We start from the raw sequence: 19,174 nt of genomic DNA, 5'->3' as shown, positions 1-19,174 counted from the left end.
TTTTTAACGACGCGGGGTGGAGCAGCCCGGTAGCTCGTCGGGCTCATAACCCGAAGGCCGCAGGTTCAAATCCTGCCCCCGCAATTGAACTTATTTTAATAAGGGATCGTGGAACCGTGGTGTAGTTGGCCTAACATGCCTGCCTGTCACGCAGGAGATCGCGGGTTCGAATCCCGTCGGTTCCGCCACTTGAATATTCATCAGGGATGAGAATCCGTAAATGGGTTCGTCGAAGCATTCACTTCGAGAGCATAAGCTGCGCAGTCTCGAACGAAGTGAGAGTATCCCGTCGGTTCCGCCACTTTTATGATTTTGCCGGTGTAGCTCAACTGGTAGAGCAACTGACTTGTAATCAGTAGGTTGGGGGTTCAAGTCCTCTCGCCGGCACCATGATTTTCTTTTAGCGGTTTGAATAAAACCGGGTCCGGTTGGACAAACTATAATGTTCCTACATTGCGTTGGAACAACGTATGGCGGTCGTGGCGAAGGGGTTAACGCACCGGATTGTGGCTCCGGCACTCGGGGGTTCAAGTCCCCTCGATCGCCCTTTATCTTAACTTTATAGGGGATTAGCCAAGCGGTAAGGCAACGGACTTTGACTCCGTCATGCATAGGTTCGAATCCTATATCCCCTGCCATTATTTTTTCGGTGAGAGCCATTAGCTCAGTTGGTAGAGCACCTGACTTTTAATCAGGGTGTCGAAGGTTCGAGTCCTTCATGGCTCACCAGTTATATTATGCGGTCGTGGCGGAATTGGCAGACGCGCACGGTTCAGGTCCGTGTGGGCTAACCCCCCGTGGAGGTTCGAGTCCTCTCGACCGCACCAATCATATGCGGACGTGGCTCAGCGGTAGAGCATCGCCTTGCCAAGGCGAGGGTCGCGGGTTCGATTCCCGTCGTCCGCTCCAAATATGCGCCCTTAGCTCAGCTGGATAGAGCGTTTGACTACGAATCAAAAGGTCGGGAGTTCGAATCTCTCAGGGCGCGCCATATTTACTCTCAAGTATCGGGATGTAGCTCAGCTTGGTAGAGCACCTGGTTTGGGACCAGGGGGTCGCATGTTCAAATCGTGTCATCCCGATTTTTTATAAGATGCGGGTGTAGTTCAATGGTAGAACTCCAGCCTTCCAAGCTGGTAGCGTGGGTTCGATTCCCATCACCCGCTTAACGAATCGCAAAATAGCTCTTGCCTTGTGCAGGGCTATTTTTTGTTTTGTATCGAAAATATATGGTCATCCGATCAATGATTTGAATTTGATAACAGACGTGATCTTTGATTAAATAAATGAAGTGAATGAACAACGATCAGGGGGGATTCGAAGGATGAAGCGGGCACTTGTTATTGGAGGACATGGAACATTGGGCAAGGCGGTTGTTGCCAAGCTGCAGGAATGGTCAGTGGAAGTTGTAACTGCAGGCAGAAATTCGGGGGATTATACCGTCGATATGACTTCAACCGATAGTATCAAGACGCTTTTTGAAACGGTTGCCAATATTGACTACGTCATTGTGACAGCAGGCCAGACTCATTATGCCAAGCTGGCTGACCTCACGCCCGAGAACAACATGATCAGCGTGCAGAGCAAGCTGCTTGGTCAAGTCAACATTGTGCTCATCGGTCAACACTACATTAACGATAAGGGAAGTTTTACACTGGTCAGCGGAATTATCAAGGACCATCCGATCGAACAGGGTGCTTCCAGCGCGATGGCGAACGGGGCTATTGATGCATTTGCCAAGGCGGCTGCTTATGAACTGCCAAGAGGTATCCGTTTGAACTCCGTCAGTCCGAATCTGTTTGTGGAATCGGCCGAGAAATACCGTGATTTCTTCATTGGGTTTAACCCGGTGCCCGTTGAGCGCGTCGCCAATACGTTCATTCAAAGCGCGCTTGGCATTGAAACAGGGCAAACATTCAAAGTGTATTGATACTGCCACATTTATATAGGAAAAAGAACATCTGAAAAGGATCGTTTATCTCACCGCAAAGTGCTAGTGGACAAATAAAGGCCTCATTTCATTGATCTTAAGGATCAGAAATGAGGCCTTTGTTTCATGCTATTTTTACCAGCCAGCAGGTGGGTAATCGTTCCGGCTGTTCTGTCAAAAGTGGAGATGTATCAGAAACGCGATGCTCAAACAACATACCCCGTAGATTCCATTAATAACGTTCCAAAATAAGTTGGGTTTTCAGGCCGTCTCCCGGAAGAAGCCAGTTTTCGTTCTCCAGCAGCTGCATCAGTTGGGCACGGAGGCCGGATACCGTAGACGCGTCGTCTGTCTTGAAGGAGACCTCCACGATGTTCTCAACCCCCGTGCCAGCTTCATTCAGAATCGGCCACACTTCAAGCGTCATTTCTTGACCGTTCCAAGTCCCTTCATAACGCTCGAACGTAATCGGGCCGTAGGCACGGGAAGCGGACAATTGTTGTTTGCCCCAGTTGGAAGCAGACCAGTTTTTCAGTTTGCCCGGCAGTTTGTCGAGCAGCATTTCCAAAGCCTTGCTATCGGAAGGAAGCTGCGCGCCGCTTGTTATGGCATCGACTTTTTTGGTATTGGAGAAGCTCAGGGTCTGTTTGCCGTAGCCCCAATCGATTTCAGCCTCGTAATTATCGTCAGATGCGTCAAATCCCTCCTGGTTAGCCAGCGTCAACGCTGCTTCGACATCACCATTAATGATCGGGTAGCGCTTTTTATAGGTCAGCTCGTAATTGTTTTTATCTTCCTTCTTGCGGAAGCGTACGTTCCAGCCCTGCTCGTCCAATCCAAGGGAATCGGTGTCAAAATATTCTACGCCAATGGCTCGTGGCGAGCTGTCCAATCCAAGCGTTTGCAGTACGTCGCTGTTTGGTTTGCCGTCGGCATTCAGCACGGCTTCCGGCTTGGCCAAAAACTTGACTTCATAAGCGGGTACCGCGTTGGCCGCAGCCGATGCCTGAGGAGTTTCGAGCACCGTCAGTCCACTTCCCAGCGTCATGATGCTCAGCATGATTGAAGCGGTGACCTTTTTCCATGTTTTCAAAACATTCACTCTCCCTAAACTTGGATTAACGTACAGAACCAATGTAGCGTTCTAATATCTTGAATCCATCAAATGGAGGGCCTGTTTGCGTTAATCCTGCATAGATTTGATGAATGGTCCCCGATAGTTTTTATTCATAAGATCAAAAACGGACAGGCGGAAAGTGGGTGCTCATCTCGCGCAGCATTTCCTTAAAACGGTTCACCTGCACGGAGGCATGGCGTTCTTTATTATGCACGGCATAGATATGGCGGGAGGCCTGTTCTCCTGGAATAGGGAGCACCTGGACAAGCCCTTGCCGTTCCTCCCACTGCACGGCCATCCGCGACATGAAGGACACATGCCCGCCGAGTAGAACCAATTGTTTGATCGCTTCGAGCGAATCCATCTCCACGGCAGTGCGCAGACGGACGGCATGCTGCTCCAGCCATTGGTTGGTCAAACGGCGCGTGCTGGATTCATCCCCATGCAGGGCAAAAGGAATCCGCGCAATATGCTCGGGCTGCAATTCTTCCAGCTGCGTTAACGGGTGCTGCGGGGCACAGATCAACACCAGGTCATCCGCACACAGTGGCTCTGCGTGCAGTAAAGGTCTCACGAACGTTTCGGAAGAGATGATGCCGAGATCGATCTGGTGCCCGATGAGCATGTCGCGGATGGCGGACGAAGGTTTGACCGACAGCACGATGCGAATGCCCGGGAATTCCTGCGAAAATGCATTGAGCATGGCCGGCAGCAAGTAGGTTGCAGGCACATAGCTTGCCCCAATATGCAGACTGCCCCGATACAGGCTGTCATATTCCCGTACGACGCGGCGGGCTTCCTGGGTAAGGGCATTGATTTTGACGGAATAGTGCAGCAGGGCCTGTCCTGCCTCGGTCAGAAAGGTTTTGCCATTGCGCGATTCAAAAAGCCGCACGCCCATTTCTTCCTCCAATGATTTCATATGAAACGTAACAGTGGGCTGTTTAATGCCCAGAACTTCGGCGACGCTCGTCATGTGGTGATGTTTGTCGATCAGTTCGACGATTTGCAGTTTGATCAGATTCAAGCGAAAGGCACTCCTTCCATATTACATATCTCCTCTATAGATTTAATCTATGAACATCAACAGAATTCATCTAAAAAGTTAATTCCAATTTTACATTCGGCTCATACAAACCGCGAAGGCAGGCGTTAGACTAAGATCAGAACAGAGGACAGGCAGGGGTGCTCATGAAACTAGAAATCAGAAACGTGCAAAAATCGTTTAACCGGACGCCGGCGCTGTTTCCCACCGATCTGACGCTGGAGCATGGTCAGTTCACAACACTGCTCGGCCCGTCCGGCTGCGGCAAAACGACGCTGCTGCGTATACTGGCCGGATTGGAGCAGCCGGATGCGGGAGAGATTTATGCCGACGGCGAGTGTATCTATTCCGCAGACAAGCGAATCGATGTGCCTACGCATAAGCGAAATCTCGGCATGGTGTTTCAGGATTTTGCCTTATGGCCCCATATGACGGTATATGAGAACGTAGCATTTGGACTGCGGGCCGGCAGGCAAAAGGGCGAACTGCATCAGAAGGTCACTGAAGCGTTGGAGATGGTACGTTTGCAAGGCATGGAGGATCGTTATCCTCACCAATTGTCGGGCGGACAGCAGCAACGGGTTGCTTTTGCCCGGGCGGTGGCAGTCAAACCAGGCGTCATTTTGTTCGATGAACCGCTTAGTGCGTTGGATGCGGTACTACGGGAGGAAATGCGGCTGGAGATGATGGCCCTGGTACGCGACATGGGATTGACGGCGTTGTACGTCACTCACGATCAGGTCGAGGCGATGTCCATGTCGGATGAAATCGTTGTGATGCAAAAAGGGAGGATTATGCAAAAGGGCGCTCCCGAAACGATCTATTCCTCGCCAAGCAATGCATATGTCGCTTCGTTCATCGGCAAATCGAACTGGCTCACCACAGATCAATCCATGATTCGTCCGGAACATGTATTTTGGAGCAAGAGCGAGCATGATGACCTGTGCTATCAGGGCGAGGTGATCGATGTCAGTTATGTCGGTGAACGCTACGAAATTCGGGTACAGATCGACGGTCTTGGCATCTGGACGACCTACTCAAACAAAAGAGTGAAAGCCGGTGAGCGCGTCAAGCTGTATGTGTCGCCGGACCGGATTTGCCGTATGGGTGAAGAGCCTGCGGAGCGCAAGGTAGAACACAGCGCTAGCGGGGCTAGCGCATAGAGGACAGTACGGTAGCCATGCAATGTTACATTTTCGCTGAAATCGATAAAAACAAATTGAACAAAACCAAAGGAGAGGTATTCCAAATGATGAATGTTAAAAAACGCAAAAAAGGCGCCATGCTGCTGCTGACGGCAGTAATGAGCATCAGTTTGTTCGGCTGCAGCACGGGGAACGGGGCAACGGGCACAAGCGCACAGGGCTCTGGGGAGAGCAGCACGGCGGCGGCAGGGGCAGAGGCACCAGCCACATCGACTACCGGTGGGAAACTCGTATTGTACAGTGCCGGCCCGCAGAAACTGGCGGATAACATCATCCATGGTTTTACAGAGAAAACGGGCATTGAAGTCGAGATGTTCCAAGGAACGACAGGCAAAATTTTGGCGCGTATGGAGGCTGAGAAAGCCAACCCGGTGGCCGACGTTGTCATTCTGGCCTCGTTGCCTTCCGCACAAGCATTGAAAGCAGATGGCCTGACACTGCCATATCCAGAAGCCGCGAATAGCGACAAGCTGAACAAGGAATGGTCTGATGCCGAAGGCAACTACTTCAGCTCCAGCGCTTCTGCGCTTGGCATCGTGTACAATACGAAACTCGTCACAACGCCGCCAACGAGCTGGGCCGATCTGGCTACGGCAGCTTGGAAGGACGCCGTCAACATTCCGGATCCTACCCTGTCCGGGTCCGCCTTGGACTTCATCACCGGTTATTTGAGCGCAAACGGGGATAAAGGCTGGGACTTGTTCAGCCAATACAAAGCGAACGGCGTTGCCATGGCTGGTGCCAACCAAGAGGCGCTTGATCCGGTCATCACCGGAGCGAAAAGCATCGTAGCGGCAGGCGTGGATTACATGGCGTATTCCTCCAAAGCGAAAGGCGAACCGCTGGATATCGTATACCCATCGGAAGGAACCGTGGTCAGCCCTAGACCGGCAGCGATCCTGAAATCGAGCAAAAACGTAGAGAACGCGAAAGCATTCATCGATTATTTGTTGTCCGACGAAGCACAGAAACTGGTTGCAGATGCTTACCTGATTCCAGGACGCGAAGATGTGGAAGCGACTAACCGTGCCAATCTGAAGGATATTCCTCAGCTTAAAGTCGACTGGAACTGGATGAGCGAGAATGGCGACGACACAGCGGCACGCTTCTCGGAGATTTTCAAATAAACGGCTTCGCGATCTGAGGTGAACAAGCAGTGAGACCTGTTGCAGTGGACAACAACCGTATTTTTCGGAGAGTGGGCGTCATTCTCGCCCTCTTTCTGCTAACCGTAAGCATTGGCGTGCCGCTGCTGCTGATTTTCTGGCAGAGCGTGTACGTGGACGGGCAGTGGGATTGGATGGCCCCGCTAAGAACTATTGCCGGACACCAATTGTCCGGGGTGCTGTTGAATTCTGTTTGGCTGGGCATATGTGTAGCGGCGGGTACGACGCTCTTGTCGCTGCCGCTGGCTTGGATGATGGCAAAGACGCGCATGGGACGGCATCGCTGGGTCGACGTCATATTGATGATTCCTTTCATGACCCCGCCGTATATCGGCTCCATGGGCTGGATTCTTTTCATGCAAAAGGGGGGATATCTGCAGCAATGGTGGCCTTCTTCCGCAAGCTGGACCGAGCATTTCTTCAGCTTCTGGGGCATGGTGCTGATCATGAGCTTGCATCTGTTTCCTTTCTTGTACCTGCTGCTCAGGGATGCGCTGATCCGCATCGGCGGAAACCTGGAAGAAGCGGGAGCCGTGCATGGCGCGCCGGCAGGGTACCGGTTCAGACGCATTATTTTGCCGCTGCTGCTGTCTTCTTACGGCATGGGGATCATGCTTGTGTTTGTCAAAACGATTGCGGAATTCGGAACGCCGGCGACGTTTGGCCGCAAGATCGGGTATTACGTCATGACTTCGGAGATCCACAAATATATCTCCAGTTGGCCCATCGATTTCGGCAAGGCGACCTCGCTCGCTTCGATCCTTTTGTCGGTATGTCTCGTGATGTGGTATATGCAATCGGCCATGAGCCGCAAGTTCACGTACCGCTTGGTCGGAGGGAAAGGCCAGCGTTCCAAAACCTATTCCCTTCGCGGCGGAGCTGGCTGGTTGTGCGGTTTGTATATGGCGGCATTGCTCATATTGTCGGTCGGCATTCCCTATTTCTCGATCATTGCCGCTTCGACGATGAAACTGCGCGGCACGGGGCTCTCCTTCAACAATCTCACGTTGGAGCATTACGGCACCCTGCTCACATGGGGTTCGGTCAGTATGAAAGCGATCCTGAACAGTCTGGGATTGTCGCTCGCGGCTTCTACGGTGGCCGTTATTTTCGGCACGGGTTTCGCGCTGGCCATTGGCCGCTCGTCAACGCGCATGCAGCGTGTCATCGACCTGTTCAGCTTGTTGCCCAACACGGTACCGGGCATCGTTATGGTGGTGGGACTTATCTTGTTGTGGAACGCACCGTGGATGCCGGTTAATCTGTACAACACGTACGGTATGGTGGTGCTAACCTATGTGGTATTGTTTCTGCCCTATACGGTACAGTACGTCAAGTCGAGCTTTACCCAGATTGACGGCACATTGTTTCAGGCTGGTCAGGTGTTCGGCGGAAAGCCGCTATATATTTTGCGGCGAATCCTGGTGCCGCTCATCGTTCCCGGCATGCTGGCCGGATGGATGATGACCTTTACGATCGCGGCGCGGGAACTGGTTGCTTCGCTGCTGATCCTGCCACCTTCGATGCAGACATCGGCTACCTATATTTTCGCTCAGTTCGAGCAGGGGCAAGTATCGCTTGGCATGGCGATGGCCGTCGTATCGGTCGGCATGACGGTGTTGATGCTGCTGGGCATTGAGATTTTGAATTCAAAGAGAAAGTGGAATGCATCATGATGAAGTTGAAGGTATGGGGCGGAGCGGGCGAACATGGACGTTCTGCCTACCTCCTGAGCGGAAGCCATGTTCACCTTTTATTGGATTGCGGGGTGAAGAAGGAAGGAGCCGGGGAATACCCGCTGATCGATCCGGAAATGGTTCCGCAGCTTGGAACGGTATTGTTGTCCCATGCCCATGAGGACCATTCGGTGGCGATTCCCCTGTTGTACCGGATGGGTTATACGGGAGAAGTATGGACGACCCGGGAAACTCGTGAACAGCTGAAATCTTATTTTCAATCATGGCGAAATAACATGGAACGTGCGGGGAATGAGCTGCCTTATACCGAAGCCGACGAGCAGGCCATACGTTATCGTTACTTGGAAGACGAATCGGAGAGCGCGCAATGGTTCGAAATTCTTCCCGACGTTCAGGCCATGTGGGGAAAGAGCGGGCATCTGGCCGGTTCGGTATGGCTGGGCCTACGGATGGAGGGCAAACGTATTTTCTATTCGGGGGATTACACCTCCGAATCCATGTTGCTGCAGGATGACTGTCCGGCAGACACGTTACTTATGCATGATGATCAATGGATTCATGAGCAACGAACGGGTACAGAACATGGTGAACGTTTGGGCCGGGAAGGAGTCGCTGTATCGTCCAAGCATCGCCCCAAAACGCTGGAGCATGTCAAACCGTCGACGGAAATTGCGAGCTTATCGCACGAGGCATTTATCCCGCATGTCATGGATTTGACCATCATGGATGCCGCTTATGGGACCGATTCCGAAACGCAGCAGGACAAACTGATGCAGTTGCATGAGGCGTTGCGGCAAACGTTGGACCGCGGCGGCAAAGTGCTTCTCCCCATGCCTGCGGTAGGGCGCGGACAAGAGCTTGTGCTCTGGGCACGGCATCAGTTTCCGGGCGTACCCCTAATTGTGGAACCGAAACTGGCTGCAGGCATGATGCAGTTACTCCACTCCCCATACTGGTTGAAGAAATCCGGGGACTTGGGGCCAGGAACGGCAGTGGATGCCATCAAAAGGTTCCTGAACGAAGGAGGCTGGAGCTCGCCAACCACGAATGAGGAGCGCCAGCAGCTGCTGGAACGGACAGGACCGTCCTTATGGTTCATCTCCGACGGCATGCTGCAGTCCACGCTGGCACGGTGGTATTACAAGCAGTTTGCCGATGACAGCAAAAATCTTGTGCTGATTACCGGGCATGCCGCGAAAGGGACTTTTGCCCACCGGTTGTTGGAAAACCCCAAGGGGTACGGTGCTTGCGATGTACGGAAAATACGCTACAAGGTGCATCAAGGCGTGCGAGATGTCAGAGGTATGCTGAACCGGATTCCCGCCAAACACACGGTGCTTGTGCATGCGGATCGTGCCGAAACCGATCGGTTGAAGCAGACGCTGCTTAAAGAGCGTGACGGCTTGCAGCCGGAGAAGGGGCTTTTGCATTCATTGGGCCCTGGAGAAGAACTGATTCTATGAACCAATGACATGATGCGAATGGAATGACCTGCTGGGTGCTGGATGCACCTAAGCGGGCATTTGGCGTTATGTGCGGTTCGCCATACTTTTTGGGCGTTTTATCATATTGCAGCACAAAAAAACAACCTACATACGACCATCCATTTAGGTAGACCGAAACATATCGCTGAAATGATCCATTATTTACAGAAGGATCAAGAGCTTTGGGTTAATGGAAAGCAGCATACGATAGACAATGCTTGGGAGCTGCTGCAAGTCATGGGTTACTCCGATATGGAACCAATTTGGATCAAGCAATGGTAGTTGGAGTAAATCTAAGAACAATGCAGATTTGCCTCGTTTTCGAGGATAAGCGGTACATAAAGGAGTTGTTCCGATGTTTGGTATGAGTGTAATATAATTTCATATTATTATTGACTTGTGAAATTTTATATCATATACTGAGTAAAATTTGTTCGAGAGATCGGATTCAATCGGCTTGCGGGAGGTATGGGGGAATGGATCGTGGCAGTTTTCCGATGTGGGAACAGTATCGCAAGAAACGGGAACATTTGGTGATCGGCCTGATGTCGGGCACGTCACTGGATGGGACGGATGCGGCACTGGTGCGAATCCGGACGGATATAAGCGGTGCCTTGCAACAGATCGAGCTCGTTGATTTCATTTGCGTTCCGTATTCGGACACATTAAGAGAGCGGTTAATTCGGCTGTGTTCGCCCGAAACGGCCCGCATCGATGACCTTACGACCGCGCATTTTGGCGTTTCCGAGTGGTATGCGCACAGCGTGAGCGAGCTTATTCGTTCGGCAGGCATATCCCTTGCCGATGTCGACGTAATCAGCATGCATGGCCAGACGGTGTGGCACGCGCCGGAGGAAGCGGCTTTTCCCGGCCCGGCGGACACACTCCTTAACGTCAAATCGACTCTCCAGATCGGGGAGTGTGCCGTCGTTCGTGAACGGACCGGACTACCTGTCATCGGCAACCTGAGAGCCAGGGATATGGCTGCCGGAGGTGAAGGTGCGCCGCTGACGCCGTATGCGGATGCGCTGATGTTCCGAAGTCCAGCCGAAGGAAGGCTGGTACAGAACATCGGGGGAATCGGAAACGTAACTGTTTTGCCTCCGCTTTCTTCAATGGAAGAGGTATCGGCTTTTGATACGGGACCCGGAAATATGGTCATCGACGCGATTGTTCGACAAGTTACCGAAGGACGGCAGCATTATGACCCGAATGGCAGCATCGCTGCCAGAGGGAAGGTGGATACAATATTATTGGAGCAATGCCTGGACGATGAATATTTCCGCAAAATGCCTCCAAAGAGTACCGGCCGTGAAGTTTACGGGGCTGCTTACGCCGAACGTATCATGCAATGGGCACGGCAGCATTCATTATCGTTGGAGGACACACTAGCCACCACGACTTACCTTACCGCAGAGACCATTGTGCGGTCTGTGGAGAATTTCGTTCTGCCTAGAATGAACGTAGCTGCTATGCTGGCTTGTGGCGGGGGGACTTCCAACGCTACCCTGATGCGCATGATCCGCGAGCGCCTTCCCGCGAGTATTCGCCTTGAGCTTACAGCTGATCATGGCGTCCCGGATGACGCACGTGAGGCGATGGGTTTTGCGTTGCTAGGACATGAAGCGCTGATGGGAAGGGCGAATACCCTCCCAGCTGTGACAGGAGCGTCAGCCCCCGTAATTTCGGGCATCCTGACGTTATGACTCAGGTGGGATTGTACTCTTTACACTCAGATTAGACTTTTTAGAACGAATAAGACAAAATGATTGTACATGAATCAGTACGGAAGGGAGGCGCAGATGGAAGGCATGAAAGGCGGGCTTGTGCGTTTGCGCGCTATATTGGATGATTTGACCCCATCGGAACGGAAGATCGGGGCTTATATTTTGGAGCACCCTGAAGAAACGGTGCAGTCTTCGGTTGCGCAGCTGTCGGAGCGCAGCGGGGGCAGTCCGGCGGCGATTATCCGCCTGTGCAAATCGCTGGAGGTGACAGGCTTTCAGGAACTGAAGCTGAAGATTGCCGGGGATTTGCAGACAGGGGAGTCGTATGAATATACGGAGATACGTCCACAGGACTCCATGGAAAGCATCATTCAGCACGTCTCGGCGAACAACATTCAATCGATTAAGGACACGGTTCACATTTTGGATCCTCGCATGGTGGAGCAGGCAGTGGATGTGCTGCAGAAGGCAAACCGCATCTTTTTCTACGGCGTGGGAGCGTCCAATCTGATCGCTTTGGATGCACACTACAAATTTATGCGCATCAACCGTACGAGCTTCTCGTTCGCCGATCCGCACATGCAGATTTCATCCGCTACAACGCTCCGGGCAGACGACGCCGTCGTCTGCATCTCGTATTCGGGCGAAACGGGCAGCGTCGTGTCTTGCTTGAAGCATGCACGCGAAGGCGGAGCAGCGACGATCAGCATTACGAAATGGGGCAGCAATACGTTAAGTTCGCTTGCGGATGTTCCCCTGATGATTACCTCCATGGAGAGCAATATTCGCAGCGGGGCCACCTCTTCGCGCATTGCGCAGCTTAACGTGATCGATATCCTGTATCTGGCGGTCGCCAGCAGGGACTATAACCAATCGGTTCAGTATTTGGAGAAGAGCCGTCAGGCCATCCTGGAACACAAATAAATTGCAGTCAACCGGGCGCTCGATCCCTAGGGCAACACACTTCGGCAAGCCACGGCCAATAACCCTTTTCTAACGTCCGTATCGGCACGAACGTTAGAAAAGGGTTTTTTGTATTTTTGCCATATTGCAAAGCTGACCCATAGAGTTGAGTATTGGTCTACTCTATAAAAAAAAGAGCCCGGACCATGCCGGACTCCAAGCTGCAAGCTTCATCCTTCAGCCTGCAGCTCGCATGCGTATAAACGATTGCATGCCCGCTTGCGGCACGCCGCGCGTTCTGTATTGCCGTCATGAAGAGCCGGCAATGGCGCTGCGGACAAACCCGCCAGCCGTATCCAGCCTTTTCACAGCTTCCGTCGCGTCCACATTGGCCATCAGCATGACGATGGCCGTTTTGACGTGTCCGTTTGCTTCCGCGAACGCTTGCTCCACTTGAGGTTCGCTGGCATCCGTTGCCAATCGGATCATACGCTTGGCCCGATGGACAAGCTTTTGGTTCGATGGGTTCAGGTCGACCATGAGATTGCGGTATACCTTGCCGAGCCGAATCATGGCGGTGGTGGTCAGCATATTCAAAATCATTTTTTGTGCCGTTCCAGCCTTCATGCGGGTAGAACCCATCACTACTTCCGGGCCGACAACAGCTTCGATGCTAATGTCCGCCAAGCTGGACATGGGGGCGCCTGCGTTATTGCTCAGGCTGATCACTCCGGCCCCCAATTCGCGCGCCCGTTTCATGGCACCCAGCACGTATGGCGTTCTGCCGCTGGCAGCGATACCGACTACTATGTCATGATCATTCACGCCATGGTCATCGAGATCAGCCGCACCGGTTGATTCGCTATCTTCGGCCCCCTCGACCGGGTCCTTCACGGCACGGAAGCCTCCGGCAATAATACCTTGCACCATGCTGGGCGGCGTGCCATAAGTCGGCGGACATTCCGAAGCATCCAGAATGCCGAGCCTGCCGCTGGTGCCTGCGCCAACGTAGAACAGTCTGCCGCCGGAATGGAAAGCTTCGACGATGCGATCGGCCGCTTGGGCAATGACTGGAATAAGCGGCTGAATCAGCTCGGCAATGCGGCGATCCTCCCGATTGATCAGTTCAACGATCTCCGCAGAAGGCAGTACGTCGATCTGATCCGTTAGCGGATGGGGTTGTTCGGTCAGCAATGAGTTAAGCATGTGATTCATCAGTATGGCCTCCTTGTCTCTTCTATCTGGTATCGTGCAGGGAGCGATGGAACCGTGCCAAGCGTGCCGCGCCAATGGCCGGAGGTGGAGCATGCTCCGTCTGCACGTATTCGAGTCCTTCGTAGTACCGGGAAAGCTGCTGCATAAAGGCCTCTCGGTACAATGGAGAATGACGAAATAACGATCCGGACAATACGACGGGTGCTGCAGGGAACTCCGGGTCTCGGGCAATCAGCGCTCGTGCGGTCTCGGCGAGGTGCCTTGCCTCGTCAGTGACCAAGTCGCTCGCGACAGGGTCTCCCGCTTCAGCCGCCGCGATGGCGAGGCGGGCGAGCGAAGCGGTCTCCTTTTTTCCCCAACCGTTGTGATATACGCGATCCTTGAGCTCTGTTGGTTCCTTGAGCCCCAGTTCTTGCAAGAGAAGCGAAGTCAACCGGGTTGGTGGCAGAATGCCGTCATGGCTCTGCATGACCGATTGAAGTGCGCGCTGCCCGATGCGATAACCGCTGCCTTCGTCGCCCAGCAAATGTCCCCAACCACCCGTGCGATAACGGGTGCCTTCAGAGTTGAATCCATAGACGATGGACCCCGTGCCGGAAATGCAGAGAACGCCGCGCGTACTACCCAAAGAGGCCATAAGAGCCGTTTCTCCTTCAGTCACAATCCAGACAGGGCATGTGTTAAACGCTTCCGGTAAACGTCTTTTCATGTATTGAATCACGACATCACTGATCATCTGACGTTCTTGCATTTTGTCTATACCTGACATACCAAGACATATACCATCACATTTTGTCAAAAGCTCATGATTTGTGCCAAATAGTCGATCCAATACTCTTTCCAGCTCGGGAACGGCTTGCTCCAGCGACACGCTATATGGGTTGCTTGGTCCTCCGCTGACTTGAGCAACAATATCTCCCGTATCGGAAATCAGCGCTGCATCTGTATTGGTACCGCCTCCATCAATACCCGCATAGACACGCAAAGTGAATCACCTCGCTTGCTTCATTTTTCTTTGTTCATAGTATAGTGGCAGGGAACGAAAAAGTAAAATTAAATTTTATGATTAAAAATATTGTTGAATTTTTATTTCACAGCTCATATAATGAACTCAATCTACAATTTTGGAAGGAATTAATACTGTTAATGTCATCTAAATTGACGTTAAACTTTCATTAAAAAGATTTGATTAGCAAAGGGCGGGTCGAATCTGAAGGGGAGGATGCGGAGAGATTTCAAAGGGTCAGCACACAGATTGGAATTGGCTCAGATATTTACCAAAGGTAGATGACATGCGAAGGAGATGAAAGCATGAAGAAGAGAAGTCTGGTTTGGTCCATGCTGTTAATGATGATTCTGGTAACGGCCTGTGGCAATGGGGGGAGCAGCGCGACGGAGAACGATCCTGACGCAAACGATACGGTGACGGTATGGACGTATCCGGTTCATGGCACTTACGAAGACGAGCTAAAGGATCTCATTGCAGATTTTAATAAAGAGCATCCGAATATCACGGTGAAGACCGAAGTGCTCTCATGGGCTGAGGGACCGAAAAAATTCGATGTTGCGCTGAACGCGGGGAATCCGCCTGATCTGTATTTCCACAGCGTGGACGGAACTTATGTGAATACCGGGCTTGCCCTGGAGTTGGACTCTTATCTGACGCCGGAGATCAAGGACGATTACCTGCCGGGAACGCTGGAGCTAGGCCAGATTCAAGGCAAGCAATATGGTCTCCCTTTATACCAATTCCAGTGGGCGTGGGGCGGAAACAAGCGCATTCTGGAGGAAGCGGGCATTGACTGGCAATCCATTCAGGCGAACGGCTGGACCTGGACCGAATTCAAGGAGGCCGCCGCGAAGTTGACCAAAACGTTGGATGGCGGCAAAGCTCAGTATGCTCTCGTTACCGATGGCACGTCGCTTGATTTCATTGAAATGTTGACGCGTAATAACGGCATGATCGACGTATTGGACAAAGACGGCGTGTTCCAGTGGAACGATGGCCGCATTCTGGATACGCTTGGTTTCGTCAAAGAACTGATGGATCAAGGTTACATGCCGAAGGAAACGGCCGCAATCGCTCCGGCGAAACGCACGGACATGTTCTATGCCGGCGAAGCGGCAATCATCTCCAAAGCGATTCCTTATTACGACGTGATGATCCAGAATCGCAGCAAAGACATCGATGCGGGCAACGTGCAAGGTGAAAAAATCGACTTCGTGTTGTTGCCTGTGCCTCACAATGACGACCAGCCGGCTCAGACGACGATGGGTGGCGAAGGTTATGTCGCGTTCAGACAGAAAAACGACAAAGGCGAGCAGCATGCCAAAAATACATTTCTGGTCATGGAGGCGCTTAGCGGCGCGAAGGCGGGCAATTCGGCCAATGAGTTGGCACTGCCGTTCGTAAGAAAGTCCCAGGCGGACCTCTTCAGAGGCAAGGAGCTGGGCAAACCGGAAAATATCGCTGCTGCCAACCTTATGGCTGAGAACATTGCAATGCCGGTTGTACTGGAACTGGATATCGACAAGGCTGCCCAAATGAAACAGTTTAAGGAGCAGGTTGTGAAACCGAATATTCAGGCTTTGTTCTCGGGGGAGAAAACGCCTGAGCAGATCGCTGAAGACTTCAAAGGCAAAGGCCAGCAAATGTTTGGCCAATAAGCATCCAGGCATCATCATCTCGGAGAGGAGGATTCGCCATGCAGACCGCCCTTGCGCCAAAGCCGTCCGCGGCCCGGACTTCCCGGTTCGCCCGGTTTTGGCGGGATTACGGGTGGGCGTATTTGTTTATTTTGGCGCCTGTCCTGCTGTTTCTTGTGTTCACGCTGTACCCGGTACTGTCGGCACTGGTCATGAGTTTCCAGAAGTACAATATTATGAATTCCACGTGGGTCGGGCTGGACAATTACGAGCGTTTGGTCAAGGACGATACGTTCTGGAAATCCATCCGCAACACGATCATTTTCACGGTGGGCACCGTGCCGGTCAACATTCTGATTACGTTTGTGCTGTCTTATTTCATCTTTCAAATGAAAAGCAAATGGCAGACCTTCTTCAAAGCTACGTTATATCTGCCTGCCGTGGCATCCGGAGTAACGATTTCCATCGTCTGGCTTGCCATTTTCGATCCCACCGACTCCGGTTTGCTGAACCGTTTCCTGAGCCTGTTCGGCCTGGACCCGGTCATCTGGCTAGGGCAGTCGGGAACGGCGTTATTTTCGCTTATTCTGATGAACTGGCTCGGTTCGCATGGTGCGGGCATCATTCTGTATTTGGCGGCGATGGGCGGTATTCCGAAGTCGCTGTATGAAGCGGCGGACATTGACCATGCCAGCGGCTGGACCCAATTCAGCAAAATCACGTGGCCGCTCCTCAAACCGACGACGCTCTATCTGCTTGTTACCGGAGTCATTACGTCTTTTCAGGTATTCATTTCGGTATATCTAATGACACAAGGCGGCCCGAACTTTGCCACAACGACGATTGCTTACCTGATTTATGAGACGGCCTTCAAGTTCTACGAATTCGGATTGGCGTCGGCGCAGTCGTTCGTGCTCGCGGTGATCATCATCGTCATCTCCGTGATTCAATTCAAGTACTTCTCGAGCGATATCGAGTATTAAGCAATCGGAGGTGAATTTCATCCATGAAAACATCACGCCATAAGCTGCTGCTGATCATAGCTGCCGTTCTGCTAAGCGTGTGGACGATCGTGACAGTCATCCCCATGTACTGGATGTTGGTAGGCTCGGTGCAGGATAGCGCAATGTCGGCATCCTTTCGGCCGCAGATGCTGCCGAATCAGCTGTCCTTGTCGCCGTATGAACGCTTTTTTGCCAAAACGGACGCCTGGCGCTGGCTCTATAACTCGCTGTTGATTTCGGCTATCCTGACCGTGACCAACGTATTCTTTGCCTCGCTGGCAGGGTATGCGTTTGCCAAACTGAAATTTCCGGGCAGTCAGGCTGTCTTCTGGACGCTGCTCGGCACGATGATGATTCCTGCTCAAGTTACGCTGATCCCGCTCTACATTTTGATGGTCAACGTGTTTAACCTCGGCGACACATACATCGCCATTATTCTGCCTGCCGCGGTAAGCGTAGGCAACATCTTTTTGATGAAACAGTTCATGTCCACGCTGCCAACCTCGCTGATCCATGCGGCGCGCATCGATGCATGCAGCGAATTCGGCATCTTCTGGAAGGTGATTCTGCCTATGGCGAAGCCGGGGATCGCGGTGCTTGCGATTTTTACCTTCGTCGCTTCGTGGAACGAATTTTTCTGGCCGTTTCTCATTACCAATTCCAACGAAATGCGCACCATTCAGGTGGGGCTCGCATCATTCGTCTTTGCCGAATCGACCGATTTCGGGGCGATGATGGCAGGAGCGACGATCGGCGCGCTGCCGATGATCATACTGTTCTTCTCGCTGCAGCGTTACTTCCTGCAGGGAATTACCATCGGCGCGGTTAAGGGATAACCCCTCTAATCGGGCTATAACACATGCGACAACGCAAAGGGGGATCTGCCAATGGCACGCGTGGAGTTTCGCCAAGTACGCAAAGAATTCAAAGATGATCATAAAGGAACGTTCACGGCTGTCGCCGGGTCGGACTTTGTCATAGAGGATAAAGAGTTCGTGGTGTTCGTCGGTCCGTCGGGATGCGGCAAAACCACGTCGCTGCGAATGATCGCCGGGCTGGAAAAACAAACGAGCGGAGATATCGTCATCGGCGACCGGATCGTGAACGAGCTGCATCCGAAGGATCGCGATATTGCGATGGTGTTCCAGGACTATGCGCTGTATCCACACATGACGATCCGGGAAAATTTATCCTTTGGACTGAAAAACTTGAAGAAACCGAAAGCTTACATTGATGAAAAGGTAAACCATGCCGCAGCCATCCTGGGGCTTGAGGCGATGCTGGAGCGCAAGCCGCGCGAGCTTTCCGGCGGCCAGCGTCAACGGGTTGCCGTGGGCCGCGCCATCGTGCGCGACCCGCAGGTATTCCTGTTCGACGAGCCTTTGTCGAACCTCGATGCCAAGCTGCGCGTGCAGATGCGTGTGGAACTGGGCGAGCTGCACAAGCGCTTGGGGGCGACGATCGTATACGTGACGCACGATCAGGTCGAAGCAATGACGCTGGGAGAGCGCATCGTGGTCATGAACCACGGCGACATTCAGCAGATCGCTTCGCCGAAGGAATTGTACGCAAGTCCGCGCAACATGTTCGTGGCCGGATTCATTGGCTCGCCGGCGATGAACTTTATCGATGCGCGGCTGGATGGTGCGCAGTTGGTTTTGGAGGGCACGTCGTTTGCTTTGCCGGAGGATGTGCTTGAGCGTTTGCGCGAGTATCAGGGCAAGCGGTTGATTCTCGGCATTCGGCCAGAGCATGTTTTTGGCGAGGATGTTGCGCCGAATATTCCGAGGGACCATATGCTGCAGGCAAGAGTGCAGGTCGTTGAGCATCTGGGCTCCGAAAATTTGATTTATTTTCCGTTGGGTAATCGTACCGTTACCGCCAAGGTGCACCCTGAGACGCATACGTATGTGGGTATGGATAAAGTGTTTGTGCTGGACCTGCGTAAGGCGCATTTCTTTGACCCGGAAACAGAGCTTGCAATTGGACGCGAATAAGTGGTGGAACAAGGAAGGTGCAGAGAAGTCGGAGTCAT

Annotated in this window: 15 protein-coding genes and 11 tRNA genes; 22 read left to right on the top strand and 4 right to left on the bottom strand. The window is 52.6% G+C overall.

What is annotated here, in order from left to right; genetic code table 11:
* Window positions 1–10: 10 nt before the first annotated feature.
* The 12 genes from L6H98_RS30570 to L6H98_RS30515 all read left to right on the top strand — a co-directional run bounded on the left by L6H98_RS30570 (window position 11) and on the right by L6H98_RS30515 (window position 1,930).
* A tRNA-Met gene (locus L6H98_RS30570) sits at window positions 11–84 on the top strand.
* 26 nt (window positions 85–110) lie between these two features.
* Window positions 111–188, top strand: a tRNA-Asp gene (locus L6H98_RS30565).
* A gap of 126 nt (window positions 189–314) precedes the next feature.
* Window positions 315–390, top strand: a tRNA-Thr gene (locus L6H98_RS30560).
* Window positions 391–473: 83 nt separating this feature from the next.
* A tRNA-His gene (locus L6H98_RS30555) sits at window positions 474–546 on the top strand.
* Between the two features lie 17 nt (window positions 547–563).
* A tRNA-Gln gene (locus tag L6H98_RS30550) sits at window positions 564–638 on the top strand.
* Window positions 639–653: 15 nt separating this feature from the next.
* Window positions 654–729 (top strand) — tRNA-Lys (locus L6H98_RS30545).
* A gap of 10 nt (window positions 730–739) precedes the next feature.
* Window positions 740–827 (top strand) — tRNA-Leu (locus L6H98_RS30540).
* A 7-nt stretch (window positions 828–834) separates the two neighbouring features.
* Window positions 835–909, top strand: a tRNA-Gly gene (locus L6H98_RS30535).
* A gap of 5 nt (window positions 910–914) precedes the next feature.
* Window positions 915–991, top strand: a tRNA-Arg gene (locus L6H98_RS30530).
* Between the two features lie 17 nt (window positions 992–1,008).
* Window positions 1,009–1,082, top strand: a tRNA-Pro gene (locus tag L6H98_RS30525).
* Between the two features lie 13 nt (window positions 1,083–1,095).
* Window positions 1,096–1,166, top strand: a tRNA-Gly gene (locus tag L6H98_RS30520).
* Window positions 1,167–1,324: 158 nt separating this feature from the next.
* A complete protein-coding gene (locus L6H98_RS30515) occupies window positions 1,325–1,930 on the top strand; it encodes a short chain dehydrogenase (protein WP_236421468.1) in 606 nt (201 codons plus the stop codon).
* A 232-nt stretch (window positions 1,931–2,162) separates the two neighbouring features.
* On the opposite strand, the gene L6H98_RS30510 is transcribed toward L6H98_RS30515, so the two are convergent.
* A complete protein-coding gene (locus L6H98_RS30510; protein WP_236421467.1) occupies window positions 2,163–3,032 on the bottom strand; it encodes a CYTH domain-containing protein in 870 nt (289 codons plus the stop codon).
* A gap of 133 nt (window positions 3,033–3,165) precedes the next feature.
* Window positions 3,166–4,074 (bottom strand): LysR family transcriptional regulator, encoded by a 909-nt coding sequence (locus tag L6H98_RS30505; RefSeq protein WP_236421466.1) that lies wholly within the window; start codon window positions 4,072–4,074, stop codon window positions 3,166–3,168.
* A 164-nt stretch (window positions 4,075–4,238) separates the two neighbouring features.
* Between L6H98_RS30505 and L6H98_RS30500 the strand changes: the two genes are divergently transcribed.
* From L6H98_RS30500 to L6H98_RS30475, 6 genes are all read left to right on the top strand, one after another.
* Complete coding sequence (locus L6H98_RS30500) at window positions 4,239–5,255, top strand: ABC transporter ATP-binding protein (RefSeq protein ID WP_236421465.1); 1,017 nt, start codon at window positions 4,239–4,241, stop codon at window positions 5,253–5,255.
* Between the two features lie 86 nt (window positions 5,256–5,341).
* Window positions 5,342–6,424: an ABC transporter substrate-binding protein gene (locus tag L6H98_RS30495; RefSeq protein ID WP_236421464.1), complete on the top strand. Its 1,083-nt coding sequence runs from the start codon at window positions 5,342–5,344 to the stop codon at window positions 6,422–6,424.
* Window positions 6,425–6,453: 29 nt separating this feature from the next.
* The gene (locus tag L6H98_RS30490) at window positions 6,454–8,139 is read left to right on the top strand and encodes an iron ABC transporter permease (RefSeq protein WP_236421463.1); all 1,686 of its coding nucleotides are present in this window, start codon (window positions 6,454–6,456) and stop codon (window positions 8,137–8,139) included.
* Entirely contained in the window at window positions 8,136–9,623 is a 1,488-nt protein-coding gene (locus L6H98_RS30485; RefSeq protein WP_236421462.1) for an MBL fold metallo-hydrolase, read from the top strand. Before L6H98_RS30490 ends, L6H98_RS30485 begins: the two co-directional genes overlap by 4 nt.
* 497 nt (window positions 9,624–10,120) lie before the next feature.
* Window positions 10,121–11,350, top strand: a complete 1,230-nt coding sequence (locus tag L6H98_RS30480) for an anhydro-N-acetylmuramic acid kinase (RefSeq protein ID WP_236421461.1) — start codon at window positions 10,121–10,123, stop codon at window positions 11,348–11,350.
* A 105-nt stretch (window positions 11,351–11,455) separates the two neighbouring features.
* Window positions 11,456–12,295 carry a MurR/RpiR family transcriptional regulator gene (locus L6H98_RS30475; protein ID WP_236421472.1) on the top strand — a complete coding sequence of 280 codons (840 nt, stop codon included), beginning with the start codon at window positions 11,456–11,458 and terminating at the stop codon, window positions 12,293–12,295.
* Between the two features lie 288 nt (window positions 12,296–12,583).
* Here L6H98_RS30475 and murQ read toward each other — a convergent pair whose 3' ends face one another.
* Window positions 12,584–13,489 (bottom strand): N-acetylmuramic acid 6-phosphate etherase, encoded by a 906-nt coding sequence (gene murQ / locus L6H98_RS30470; protein WP_236421460.1) that lies wholly within the window; start codon window positions 13,487–13,489, stop codon window positions 12,584–12,586.
* A gap of 22 nt (window positions 13,490–13,511) precedes the next feature.
* Window positions 13,512–14,474: a BadF/BadG/BcrA/BcrD ATPase family protein gene (locus L6H98_RS30465; RefSeq protein ID WP_236421459.1), complete on the bottom strand. Its 963-nt coding sequence runs from the start codon at window positions 14,472–14,474 to the stop codon at window positions 13,512–13,514.
* 326 nt (window positions 14,475–14,800) lie between these two features.
* On the opposite strand from L6H98_RS30465, the gene L6H98_RS30460 reads away from it, so the two are divergent.
* The 4 genes from L6H98_RS30460 to ugpC are packed head-to-tail and all read left to right on the top strand — an operon-like array spanning window position 14,801 to window position 19,136.
* On the top strand, window positions 14,801–16,156 hold the full coding sequence (locus L6H98_RS30460) for an extracellular solute-binding protein (RefSeq protein ID WP_236421458.1): 1,356 nt from the start codon (window positions 14,801–14,803) through the stop codon (window positions 16,154–16,156).
* A 38-nt stretch (window positions 16,157–16,194) separates the two neighbouring features.
* Window positions 16,195–17,118 (top strand): sugar ABC transporter permease, encoded by a 924-nt coding sequence (locus L6H98_RS30455; protein ID WP_236421457.1) that lies wholly within the window; start codon window positions 16,195–16,197, stop codon window positions 17,116–17,118.
* A 23-nt stretch (window positions 17,119–17,141) separates the two neighbouring features.
* Complete coding sequence (locus tag L6H98_RS30450; protein WP_236421456.1) at window positions 17,142–17,975, top strand: carbohydrate ABC transporter permease; 834 nt, start codon at window positions 17,142–17,144, stop codon at window positions 17,973–17,975.
* A gap of 51 nt (window positions 17,976–18,026) precedes the next feature.
* A complete protein-coding gene (gene ugpC / locus L6H98_RS30445) occupies window positions 18,027–19,136 on the top strand; it encodes a sn-glycerol-3-phosphate ABC transporter ATP-binding protein UgpC (protein ID WP_236421455.1) in 1,110 nt (369 codons plus the stop codon).
* The last annotated feature ends 38 nt before the right edge of the window (window positions 19,137–19,174 follow it).

It is taken from the genome of Paenibacillus sp. JJ-223, from assembly GCF_927798175.1.
GTDB lineage: Bacteria > Bacillota > Bacilli > Paenibacillales > Paenibacillaceae > Paenibacillus > Paenibacillus hubeiensis.
Note: the sequence above shows the minus strand (reverse complement) of the source record. Positions and strands in the feature narration are given on the sequence as shown.

Coding starts and splice junctions, on each gene's coding strand:
- L6H98_RS30515 (WP_236421468.1), top strand. CDS start 1,325: ATGAAGCGGGCACTTGTTATTGGAGGACATGGAACATTGGGCAAGGCG.
- L6H98_RS30500 (WP_236421465.1), top strand. CDS start 4,239: ATGAAACTAGAAATCAGAAACGTGCAAAAATCGTTTAACCGGACGCCG.
- L6H98_RS30495 (WP_236421464.1), top strand. CDS start 5,342: ATGATGAATGTTAAAAAACGCAAAAAAGGCGCCATGCTGCTGCTGACG.
- L6H98_RS30485 (WP_236421462.1), top strand. CDS start 8,136: ATGATGAAGTTGAAGGTATGGGGCGGAGCGGGCGAACATGGACGTTCT.
- L6H98_RS30480 (WP_236421461.1), top strand. CDS start 10,121: ATGGATCGTGGCAGTTTTCCGATGTGGGAACAGTATCGCAAGAAACGG.
- L6H98_RS30475 (WP_236421472.1), top strand. CDS start 11,456: ATGAAAGGCGGGCTTGTGCGTTTGCGCGCTATATTGGATGATTTGACC.
- murQ (WP_236421460.1), bottom strand. CDS start 13,489: ATGAATCACATGCTTAACTCATTGCTGACCGAACAACCCCATCCGCTA.
- L6H98_RS30460 (WP_236421458.1), top strand. CDS start 14,801: ATGAAGAAGAGAAGTCTGGTTTGGTCCATGCTGTTAATGATGATTCTG.
- L6H98_RS30455 (WP_236421457.1), top strand. CDS start 16,195: ATGCAGACCGCCCTTGCGCCAAAGCCGTCCGCGGCCCGGACTTCCCGG.
- L6H98_RS30450 (WP_236421456.1), top strand. CDS start 17,142: ATGAAAACATCACGCCATAAGCTGCTGCTGATCATAGCTGCCGTTCTG.
- ugpC (WP_236421455.1), top strand. CDS start 18,027: ATGGCACGCGTGGAGTTTCGCCAAGTACGCAAAGAATTCAAAGATGAT.